8 protein-coding genes are annotated in these 10800 nt (G+C 71.3%); 6 read left to right on the top strand and 2 right to left on the bottom strand.

The window, feature by feature from the left end:
• Positions 1–10: 10 nt before the first annotated feature.
• Positions 11–301: a DUF6191 domain-containing protein gene (locus tag ACN6LD_RS04145; RefSeq protein ID WP_445042538.1), complete on the top strand. Its 291-nt coding sequence runs from the start codon at positions 11–13 to the stop codon at positions 299–301.
• A gap of 9 nt (positions 302–310) precedes the next feature.
• On the opposite strand, the gene ACN6LD_RS04140 is transcribed toward ACN6LD_RS04145, so the two are convergent.
• Together ACN6LD_RS04140 and ACN6LD_RS04135 are read right to left on the bottom strand one after the other, a co-directional pair.
• On the bottom strand, positions 311–1471 hold the full coding sequence (locus ACN6LD_RS04140; RefSeq protein ID WP_319191359.1) for a PQQ-dependent sugar dehydrogenase: 1161 nt from the start codon (positions 1469–1471) through the stop codon (positions 311–313).
• Positions 1472–1607: 136 nt separating this feature from the next.
• A complete protein-coding gene (locus ACN6LD_RS04135) occupies positions 1608–2606 on the bottom strand; it encodes an aldo/keto reductase (protein WP_319191357.1) in 999 nt (332 codons plus the stop codon).
• Between the two features lie 76 nt (positions 2607–2682).
• On the opposite strand from ACN6LD_RS04135, the gene ACN6LD_RS04130 reads away from it, so the two are divergent.
• The 5 genes from ACN6LD_RS04130 (at position 2683) to ilvC (ending at position 10787) form a co-directional block, all read left to right on the top strand.
• The gene (locus ACN6LD_RS04130; RefSeq protein ID WP_445042537.1) at positions 2683–3636 is read left to right on the top strand and encodes a 2-hydroxyacid dehydrogenase; all 954 of its coding nucleotides are present in this window, start codon (positions 2683–2685) and stop codon (positions 3634–3636) included.
• Positions 3637–3864: 228 nt separating this feature from the next.
• Complete coding sequence (locus ACN6LD_RS04125) at positions 3865–7020, top strand: EAL domain-containing protein (protein WP_445042536.1); 3156 nt, start codon at positions 3865–3867, stop codon at positions 7018–7020.
• A 257-nt stretch (positions 7021–7277) separates the two neighbouring features.
• The gene (locus ACN6LD_RS04120) at positions 7278–9125 is read left to right on the top strand and encodes an acetolactate synthase large subunit (protein WP_445042535.1); all 1848 of its coding nucleotides are present in this window, start codon (positions 7278–7280) and stop codon (positions 9123–9125) included.
• Between the two features lie 21 nt (positions 9126–9146).
• Positions 9147–9671 (top strand): acetolactate synthase small subunit, encoded by a 525-nt coding sequence (gene ilvN / locus ACN6LD_RS04115; protein ID WP_057584948.1) that lies wholly within the window; start codon positions 9147–9149, stop codon positions 9669–9671.
• Positions 9672–9788: 117 nt separating this feature from the next.
• On the top strand, positions 9789–10787 hold the full coding sequence (gene ilvC, locus ACN6LD_RS04110; RefSeq protein ID WP_319187322.1) for a ketol-acid reductoisomerase: 999 nt from the start codon (positions 9789–9791) through the stop codon (positions 10785–10787).
• The last annotated feature ends 13 nt before the right edge of the window (positions 10788–10800 follow it).

The following is a 10800-nucleotide window of genomic DNA, read 5'->3' as shown; positions in this document are numbered from 1 at the left end:
GAGGAGAGCGATGTTCAACGCCTTCGAGGAACTCTTCTCACCGGGCCGCAAGCACACCCGGGACGAGCAGAACCGGCTCGAGCTGACCCGGGAGGACGTCGGCGACGCCGATCCCGGGCGCGGGCCGATAGACCTCGCCTCCGGAAAGGTCGTGGTCCGGGCGTCCGAACCGGACCCGACGGGGGGCGGGCCGACGGGGGGCGGGCCGACGGGGGGCGGGCCGACGGAGGACGGACCGGCAGGGGAGGGGCCGCCGGAGGACGGACCGCCGGGGGAGAGGTCCGCGACGGGGGAGAGGTGACGGCGACGGTCAGGTCACCCGCAGCTCCAGGATCCGGTCGTCCCCCTTCTTCGGGTCGCCGCGGCCGTCCGTTGCGCTGGTGGTGACCCACAGTCTGCCGCCGCCCGCCGCCACCACCGTGCGCAGCCGGCCGTACTCGCCCTTGAGGAACGCCTGCGGATCCGCCGAGACGGCCGTGCCCTTCAGCGGGACGCGCCACAAGCGCTGCCCCCGCAGACCCGCCATCCAGATCGAGCCCTCGGCGTACGCGATGCCGCTCGGAGAGGCCTCGTCGGTGTGCCACTGGGCTGTCGGGTTGCGGTACTTCCCGTCCTTGGACGTGCCCTCGGCCACGGGCCAGCCGTAGTCGGCGCCGGGTTCGATCGCGTTCAGCTCGTCCCAGGTGTTCTGGCCGAACTCCGATGCGAACAGGCGCTGCTTGGCGTCCCAGGCCAGTCCCTGCACGTTGCGGTGGCCGTACGAGTACACCGGGGAGTCCGGGAACGGGTTGCCGGGGGCCGGCTCGCCCTCCGGGGTCAGCCGCAGGATCTTGCCGCCGAGGGACTTCTTGTCCTGTGCCAGTCCCCGGTCGCCGTTCTCGCCGGTGCCGATGTACAGCTGCCGGTCGGGACCGAAGGCGATCCGGCCGCCGTTGTGGATCATGCCCTTGGGGATGCCCTTGAAGACCGTGTCGGGAGCCCCCAGCTGATCGCCGGCGGGTCGCTTCGCGTCGTAGATCATGCGGACGACACGGTTGTCGGAGGCGGAGGTGACGTATGCGTAGACCATGTGGTCGGAGGCGTAGTCGGGGGAGAGGGCGAGGCCCAGCAGGCCGCCCTCGCCGGCCGCGGAGACGCCCGGCACCTCGCCGAGCTCGGTCTTCCCGCCCGTCTTCTCGTCCACCCGCGTGATCGTGCCCTCGTCGCGCGAGCCGACCAGCAGGCCGCCCTCGGGGAGGGGGGCGAGGCCCCAGGGGCTGTTCAGCCCCTCGGTGACCGTGCGCACCACTTCGACCGTGCCCTTCGCGGGCGGGGTCTCCTCGGCGGCCGGGGCGGTCGGGGCGGCCGCGCTCCCCGCCGGCGTGCCGGTGGAGGCAGCGGGCGACCCTCCGGCGCCGGAGGAGCAGCCGGCCGTCACCAGCAGGGCACCCGTGGCCAACACGGCCGACACAGCTCGACGTCGCACGATCATGGTCCCTTCGACACACGGGTTCCCTCGGCAGGCTTCACCTGTCTTACGCCGGTGACGCCCGTGGGGTTCCCGTCCGGCGCGAGGTCGACCCGAAAGCGGCGCTCGTTCCACGGCCCCGGCGTCCCGGGCGGGACGCTCACTCCCACGATCCCTGGGCCCCCGGCAGATGCGCCAGTTCGGCCAGATCCTGCGGCGTCAGACGCAGACGGGGGGCGCGCGCGTTCTCCGACACCCACCGCTCCCGTTTGGCGCCCGGGACCGGCACCACGTGCCGGCCCTGCGCCAGTACCCAGGCCAGGGCCGCCTGCGCGGCCGTCACGGTGTCGCCGTGCCGGGCGGCGACCCGGCGCAGGCCGACGACGATCGGCTGGTTGGAAGCCATCATCTCGGCGGTGAACCGCGGATGCCGGGCCCGCATGTCGTCCGGTTCGAACCCCTCCCCGGGAGTCAGCCTGCCGGTGAGGAAGCCGTTGCCGAGCGGCATCGCGGCCAGGAAGCCGACACCGCGCGCCTCGCACCAGGGCAGCAGGCCGTCCAGCGCCTCCGGCGACCACAGCGACAGCTCCGCCTCGACGGCGCTCACCGGGAAGACCTGCTGGACGCGTCGCAGCTGCCGAATCGTTCCGTCGTACAGGTGCCCGCTCGATCGCCGGCCGCCCCGCGCGCCCACCGCGCACAGCCCCAACGCCCGCACCTTGCCCGCCTGGACCAGCTCGGCCATCGCGCCCCAGGTCTCCTCGATCGGGACCTCGGGGTCGGCGCGATGCAGCTGGTAGAGGTCGATGACATCCGTCTGCAGTCGCCGCAGGGAGGCGTCGCAGGCCCGTTTCACGTATCCCGGGCGGCCGTTCGCCACGATGTGCTGTTCGCCGACGAGCAGACCGACCTTCGTCGACACGAACGCGTCCTCGCGCCGCTCCTTCAACGCCCGCCCCAGTAACAGCTCGTTGGTGAACGGGCCGTACATGTCGGCCGTGTCCAGCAGGGACGAGCCCTCGTCCAGCGCCCGGTGCACCGTCCTGAGCGACTCGTCGCCCCGCTGCCGCGACCCGCTGTACGCCCAGCTCATCGGCATGCACCCGAGACCGACGGCGCCCACCTCGAGCGCCCCCGCGCCGATCGTCCTGCGCTCCACCTGCTCGAAACCCTCCCTCACCCGGTCCCCCAACCTAACCTCTGCCGCGGCATGGGCCTGACATAGCCTCCCGACCATGAGTGCTGACGTATGGCTGCCCATCCCCCCACAAGAGATCGAGGGCCTCCCGCAAGGCCCGGCCTACCGCTTCTGGAACGGCGAGCAGGACTTCCCGGCGGATCCCGCCCACTGCGCCTTCTACGTCGTCCCCTACATGAAGGCCCCCGAGGTCGGGCAGCGGCCCCTGTCCGCGATGAGCTCGCTGGAGGTCGTGCAGACCCTGTCCGCCGGCATCGACCACGTGGAGCCGGCCCTCGGCTCGCTGCCTCCCGGCGTACGGCTCTGCAACGCGCGCGGGGTGCACGAGGCGAGCACGGCCGAGCTCACGCTCACCCTGGTCCTCGCCTCGCTGCGCGGGGTCCCCGACTTCGTCCGGGCCCAGGACCGGGGGGAGTGGCTCGGCGGGTTCCGGCCGGCGCTCGCCGACAAGAACGTCCTCATCGTCGGATACGGCTCCATCGGCTCCGCCATCGAGGACCGGCTCGTGCCCTTCGAGGTGGCGCGGGTGGCGCGCGTCGCGCGCTCCTGGCGCACGACGGCGCGCGGAGCCGTGCATCCGATCGCCGAACTGCCCGCCCTGCTCCCCGAAGCGGACGTCGTGATCCTCTGCACGCCCCTGAACGAGACCACCCTGGGCCTCGCCGACGCCGGTTTCCTGGCCCGGATGAAGGACGGCGCGCTGCTCGTCAACGTGGCCCGCGGCGGGGTCGTCGACACCGAGGCGCTGCTCACGGAACTGGAGAGCGGCCGGCTGACCGCGGCGCTGGACGTCACCGATCCCGAGCCGCTGCCCCCGGGGCACCGCCTGTGGACCGCGCCGGGCGTGCTCGTGAGCCCGCACGTCGGCGGACCCACCTCCGCCTTCCGGCCACGCGCCGAGCGCCTCCTGGCCGACCAGCTGCGCCGCTTCGTGAACCGCGAACCGCTGCGCAACGTGATCCTCACGACGGGTACCCCGACCGGAGCGTGACGGCGACGGCTGTCCCGCGGTCCGGTTCGGGCACCCTCCGCAGTCCCCCGGACGCGGTCCGTACCTCATCCGGGCGCATATGCCGATGATCGTCACGCAGCGTAGAGGAACTATGTCCCTGAGTGACGATACTGGTGTATCGTCCCGACAGGGGCTGCGCCGCGCACGATCGGCGTCAGGGACGGACATCTCAGACTTGTGAGGGGGGCGACGGGCGATGCACGGCCAATGGACGAACGATCCGACGCGGCGGAGCCGCCGCCGGCGACCCTGGCGCTCGGCCGCGCGCGCACGCGCTCGCAGCACTCACCGGGACCCGGGGGCGGCACGGACCGGGAGGGCCCGGTGAGCTCGCCGACGACCTCCGCCCCCCTCCTCGACGGAGCGCCGCGCACGCGGCCTCCGGCGGGTACGCCGCGCTTCACCGCGCCGCCCTCGGGCGGCCCCGGACCCAACGTGGTCCACCAGCTTCTGCTGGCCTTCCTGTGCGCGGGATACGCCGTCGGCGCCGCGCTCGGCTGGGGCTCGGAAGAACTCGCGCTGATCATGGGCGACTTCGGGCTGACCGCCGCCGCCGCCACGGCCGCCGTGTCCTGTTTCTGCTACGCGCGCATCCGCCGGGTCCGCTTTCGACCCGCCTGGATGCTGTTCGCGCTCTCCTCGGCGATGGCGGCCCTCGGCAACCTGGTGTGGGGCTGGTACGAGGTCGTCCTGGGGCGGCCCGTGCCCAGTCCCAGCTTCGCCGACCTGTTCTTCCTGTGCTTCGCGCCCCCCGCCATCGTGGGGCTGCTGGTGCTCGCCGCCCGCCCCGTGACCAAGGCGGGCTGGGTCTGCCTGGGGCTGGACGCCTGGCTGATCGCCGGCTCGCTGCTCACCCTCTCCTGGAGCCTCGCGCTCGCCCAGGCCGCCAAACTCGACGGCCCGAGCGTGGCGCACGCGGCGCTGTCGCTGGCGTACCCGCTGCTCGACATCGCCCTGGTGAGCATGGTGCTGGTGCTGCACTTCCGGCGCACCGCGGTGAACCGCACCGGGGTCAACACGGCCGTCGGCGCCCTCGCGCTGACCGTCGTGTGCGACGCCCTGTTCACCTCGCCGCTGCTGCACAACGAATACCGCTCGGGCCAGCTCCTGGACGCCGGCTGGTTCGCCGGCTCGCTTCTCCTGGCGTACGCGCCCTGGGCCGCATACCGCCGGCACGGGCGGGTGGTAGACGAGGGGCACACGCGCGTGGTGCACGAGCACCTGCCCGGACAGCGCCCCGGAGCCCGGAGCGTCACGTCCCCGCAGACCCCGACGTCCCCGCACTCCCCGACGCCCCCGCAAGGCGGTGATCACGGCTGCTATCCGGCCACCCGGCCCATCACCGGCTCGCTGGCCGCGCTCACCCCGTACCTCGCCGCCGCCGTCTGCACCCTGGGCATCCTCTACAACGTCCTCAACGGACGCAGCGTCGACCGCGTGGTGCTGCTGACCGGCGGCACGGTCGTGCTCGCCCTCGTGGTCCGCCAGGGGATCATGCTGCTCGACAACATCGCCCTCACCCAGGAACTGGCGCAGAAGGAGAACCACTTCCGCTCCCTGGTGCAGGGCTCCAGCGACGTCATCATGATCGCCGCCCCCAGCGGCGTGCTGCGTTACGTCTCCCCGGCCGCCGCCGGCGTGTACGGCCGGTCCGCCGAGGAGCTGGTGGGCACCGAACTGGCCCACCTCATCCACCCGGAGGACCTGGGCTGTGTCGTTCACGAGGTGCGCCGCTTCCTCGCCGCCAGCCCGCAGGACGAGCCCACCACGCGCATCGAGTGCCGATTCCGTTCCGGCGGAGGAGGCTGGCTCAACGTCGAGTCGACCGTCAACCGGCATCACGGCGGCCTGATCTTCAACAGCCGGGACGTGACGGAGCGGGTGCGCCTGCAGGCGCAGCTCCAGCACAACGCCGAGCACGACCCGCTCACCGACCTGCCCAACCGTGCGCTGTTCACCCGGCGCGTCCAGCAGGCGCTGTCCGGCCGCCGCAGCTCCGACCGGGGCCCCGCCCTGCGCAACACGGCCGTCCTCTTCATCGACCTCGACGGCTTCAAGGCCGTCAACGACACCATCGGCCACGCCGCCGGCGACGCCCTGCTGGTGCAGGCCGCCCGCCGGCTGCAGGACGCGGTCCGCCAGGGCGACACCGCGTCCCGGCTGGGCGGCGACGAGTTCGCGGCCCTGATCGTCGGCGACGGCACCCGTGACCGGTCCGCCCGCGAGCGTCACATACTGGAACTCGCCGACCGGCTCCGGCTCACGCTCTCGCAGCCGTACCTCATCGACGGCAACGAGGTCCGCGTCGCCGCGTCGATCGGCGTGGCCTTCGCGGAACCCGGTCTGGGCGCGGGGGAGCTGCTGCGCAACGCCGACCTCGCCATGTACCGCGCCAAGGCCGGCGGCAAGGGCCGGGTCGAGCTGTACAAGCCGCAGATGCAGCAGGACGTCGTGCGCAAGGCGGAGCTGGCCACGCGGCTGCGTGCCGCGCTGCACGACGGCGAGTTCGCCCTCCTGCACCAGCCCGTGGTGCGCCTCTGCGACGGCCGGATCTCGTCGGTCGCCGCACAGGCCCGCTGGCGTTCCTCGCAGGGCGTGCTCTTCACGCCCGCCGAGTTCCTCCGGGTCGCCGAGGACGGCGACAGGACGTCCGAACTGGGCCGCTGGGTGCTGGAGCAGGCCGTCGAGCAGGCCGCCGACCGGACCGCGAGCGGGCTGACGCTGCCGGTGGTCGTCCGGGTGGGCGCCCGGCGTCTGCTGGACCGCTCGATGCCGCTGGGCTCGGTGGAGGCGCTGCTGACGCGACACGGCCTGCCGTCGGGCTCGCTGGTGGTCGAACTCTCGGACACCGACCCCAGGGTGCCGCTGGACGAGCTGGAGCGCCGTCTGGGGGCCCTGCGCCGCCTGGGCGTCCGGATCGCCCTGGACGGCTTCGGCGGCGGCTACGGGGCCCTCACGGCGCTGCGCCGGCTCCCGGTGGACGTCCTCAAGCTCGACCGCACGCTGGTCGAGGGGGTCGTCGAGTCCGCCCGGCTGAACAAGATCACCGGCGGGCTGCTGCGGATCGCCTCCGACCTGGGGCTGCAGTCGGTCGCCGAGGGCGTGGACCTGCCCGAGCAGGTCGTCGCACTGCACGCGATGGGCTGCACGCACGGTCAGGGGATGGCGTTCTCCGGACCCCTCGACGAGTACCGGCTGCGCCGCGCGCTCGCGACGGGCCGCTATCCGGTGCCGCACGACGGGCCCGCGGAGCCCGCGTTCGCGGGCGGCGGCGCGGGGGTGTACACCAGTGGGGTGACCGCCGTCCTGGGGAGCGGAAGTGCCCTACGCTCACATAATGAGACTCCCGTCCCACCCACTTGACAGTCGGTGCGCGCCAGGGGGAGGGTCAATGCCATGCGCACCCGAATTCTCGTACTTGGCAAGCGCGTCGGCTGAAGCTGGTGGCGTCCGGAGAAACCCGGAACTCACAGCGACCCACACCCGGCGCGCTCCCCTCGCTTGCCTTATGGCACGAGGGGTTTTTTGTTGCACAAAACCCGGGGCGACGCCCCCGCACCACCCCCAGCAGCACCCGTAGAACCTTCAGTAAAACCCTCAGCATCGAGAAGAGAATGCCGATGACCGAGCAGGCCACCGGGGCCCATCCGCAGCCGCGGCCCCGATCCGGAGGACAGCACTCCGCGTCCGTCGAGCACGTGACGGGTGCGCAGTCCCTCATCCGCTCTCTCGAGGAGGTCGGCGCCGACACGGTATTCGGCATTCCCGGCGGTGCGATCCTTCCCGCCTACGACCCGCTGATGGACTCGACGAGGGTCCGTCACGTCCTGGTCCGCCACGAGCAGGGCGCGGGCCACGCCGCCACCGGCTACGCCCAGGCCACCGGCCGGGTCGGCGTCTGCATGGCGACTTCCGGACCCGGCGCCACCAACCTGGTGACCCCGATCGCCGACGCTCACATGGACTCGGTGCCGCTCGTGGCGATCACCGGGCAGGTCGCGTCCAAGGCGATCGGCACGGACGCCTTCCAGGAGGCGGACATCGTCGGCATCACCATGCCGATCACCAAGCACAACTTCCTGGTCACCAAGGCCGAGGACATCCCGCAGGTCATCGCGCAGGCCTTCCACATCGCCTCCACCGGCCGGCCGGGCCCGGTCCTGGTCGACATCGCCAAGGACGCCCTCCAGGCGAAGACCACGTTCTCCTGGCCGCCCACCATGGACCTGCCCGGCTACCGTCCGGTGACCAAGCCGCACGCCAAGCAGATCCGCGAGGCCGCGAAGCTGATCACCGCCGCCAAGCGGCCGATCCTCTACGTCGGCGGCGGTGTCCTGAAGGCCGGCGCCACGGCGGAGCTGAAGGTCCTCGCCGAGCTGACCGGCGCGCCCGTCACCACCACGCTGATGGCGCTGGGCGCCTTCCCCGACGGCCACCCGCAGCACCTGGGGATGCCCGGCATGCACGGCTCGGTGGCCGCCGTCACCGGTCTGCAGAAGGCCGACCTGATCATCGCGCTCGGCGCCCGCTTCGACGACCGCGTCACCGGCAAGCTGGACAGCTTCGCGCCGCACGCCAAGATCGTCCATGCGGACATCGACCCGGCGGAGATCGGCAAGAACCGCGCCGCCGACGTCCCGATCGTCGGCGACGCGCGCGAGGTCATCGCGGACCTGGTCCAGGCCGTCCAGAAGGAGCACAGCGAGGGGCAGCAGGGCGACTACACCGCCTGGTGGAAGGACCTGAGCCGCTGGCGCGACACCTACCCGCTCGGCTACGACCAGCCCGCCGACGGTTCGCTCTCCCCGCAGCACGTCATCGAGCGCATCGGACAGCTCGCCCCCGAAGGCACGATCTTCGCGGCGGGCGTCGGCCAGCACCAGATGTGGTCCGCGCACTTCGTCCAGTTCGAGAAGCCCGCCACCTGGCTGAACTCCGGCGGTGCGGGCACGATGGGCTACGCGGTGCCGGCCGCGATGGGCGCCAAGGCGGGCGCGCCCGGCCAGACGGTCTGGGCGATCGACGGCGACGGCTGCTTCCAGATGACCAACCAGGAACTCACCACCTGCGCCCTGAACAACATCCCGATCAAGGTCGCCATCATCAACAACGGCGCCCTCGGGATGGTCCGCCAGTGGCAGACCCTGTTCTACAACCAGCGCTATTCCAACACCGTGCTGCACTCCGGCCCGAACGACGTCAACCCGCAGGCCCGGGGCACCCGCGTCCCCGACTTCGTGAAGCTGTCGGAGGCCATGGGCTGCTACGCGATCCGCTGTGAGTCCCCGGACGACCTCGACAAGGTCATCGAGGAGGCGAACTCCGTCAACGACCGTCCCGTCGTCGTCGACTTCATCGTCCACGAGGACGCGATGGTGTGGCCGATGGTCGCCGCCGGCACCTCCAACGACGAGATCCTGGCCGCCCGGGACGTCCGCCCCGACTTCGGCGACAACGAAGACGACTGAGCGAGAGAGACGTAAGAAGACATGTCCAAGCACACGCTCTCCGTCCTGGTGGAGAACAAGCCGGGCATCCTGGCCCGGATCGCCGCCCTGTTCTCCCGCCGGGGCTTCAACATCGACTCGCTCGCCGTCGGCGTCACCGAGCACGCCGACATCTCCCGCATCACGATCGTGGTGAGCGTCGACGCGCTGCCGCTGGAGCAGGTCACCAAGCAGCTCAACAAGCTCGTCGAGGTGCTGAAGATCGTCGAACTGGAGCCGGGACAGGCCGTTCACCGCGAACTCGTTCTGGTGAAGGTGCGCGCCGACAACGAGACGCGCTCGCAGATCGTCGAGATCGTCCAGCTGTTCCGCGCCAAGACCGTCGACGTCTCCCCGGAGGCCGTGACCATCGAGGCCACCGGCAGCAACGACAAGCTCACCGCCATGCTCAAGATGCTGGAGCCGTACGGCATCAAGGAGCTGGTCCAGTCCGGCACGATCGCGATCGGCCGGGGCGCCCGTTCGATCACGGACCGCTCGCTGCGCGCCCTCGACCGGTCGGCATAAGTATGGGAACGGGCGGCCGACGTCATCGGCCGCCCGTATGCCGAGACCCCGAGACCTACCTTCCGCCCTCCGTCATACGGTGGGACGTACCACCTGCACTCAAGGAGAGAACCCAAAGTGGCCGAGCTGTTCTACGACGCCGACGCCGACCTGTCCATCATCCAGGGCCGCAAGGTCGCGGTCATCGGCTACGGCAGCCAGGGCCACGCCCACGCCCTGTCGCTCCGTGACTCCGGTGTCGACGTCCGCGTCGGTCTGCACGAGGGCTCCAAGTCCAAGGCCAAGGCCGAGGAGCAGGGCCTGCGCGTGGTCACCCCGGCCGAGGCCGCCGCCGAGGCCGACGTCATCATGATCCTGGTGCCGGACCCGATCCAGGCCCAGGTCTACGAGGAGTCCATCAAGGACAACCTCCAGGACGGCGACGCGCTGTTCTTCGGCCACGGTCTGAACATCCGCTTCGACTTCATCAAGCCCCCGGCCGGCATCGACGTCTGCATGGTCGCCCCGAAGGGCCCCGGCCACCTGGTGCGCCGTCAGTACGAGGAAGGCCGCGGCGTTCCGTGCATCGCCGCCGTCGAGCAGGACGCCACCGGCAACGCCTTCGCGCTGGCGCTGTCCTACGCCAAGGGCATCGGCGGCACCCGCGCCGGCGTCATCAAGACGACCTTCACCGAGGAGACCGAGACCGACCTGTTCGGTGAGCAGGCCGTCCTCTGCGGTGGTACGGCCGCCCTGGTCAAGGCCGGTTTCGAGACGCTGACCGAGGCGGGCTACCAGCCGGAGATCGCGTACTTCGAGTGCCTCCACGAGCTGAAGCTGATCGTCGACCTGATGTACGAGGGCGGCCTGGAGAAGATGCGCTGGTCGGTCTCCGAGACCGCCGAGTGGGGCGACTACGTCACCGGTCCGCGGATCATCACGGACGCCACCAAGGCGGAGATGAAGAAGGTCCTCGCCGAGATCCAGGACGGCACCTTCGCGCGTGAGTGGATGGCCGAGTACCACGGCGGTCTGAAGAAGTACAACGAGTACAAGCAGCAGGACTCCGAGCACCTGCTGGAGACCACCGGCAAGCAGCTCCGCAAGCTGATGAGCTGGGTCGACGAAGAGGCCTAGGCCTCGAGGACAG

This window comes from Streptomyces sp. SAS_272, from assembly GCF_052543235.1.
The sequence above is the reverse complement of the archived record's forward strand: the minus strand, read 5'-3'. Positions and strand labels throughout refer to the sequence as shown.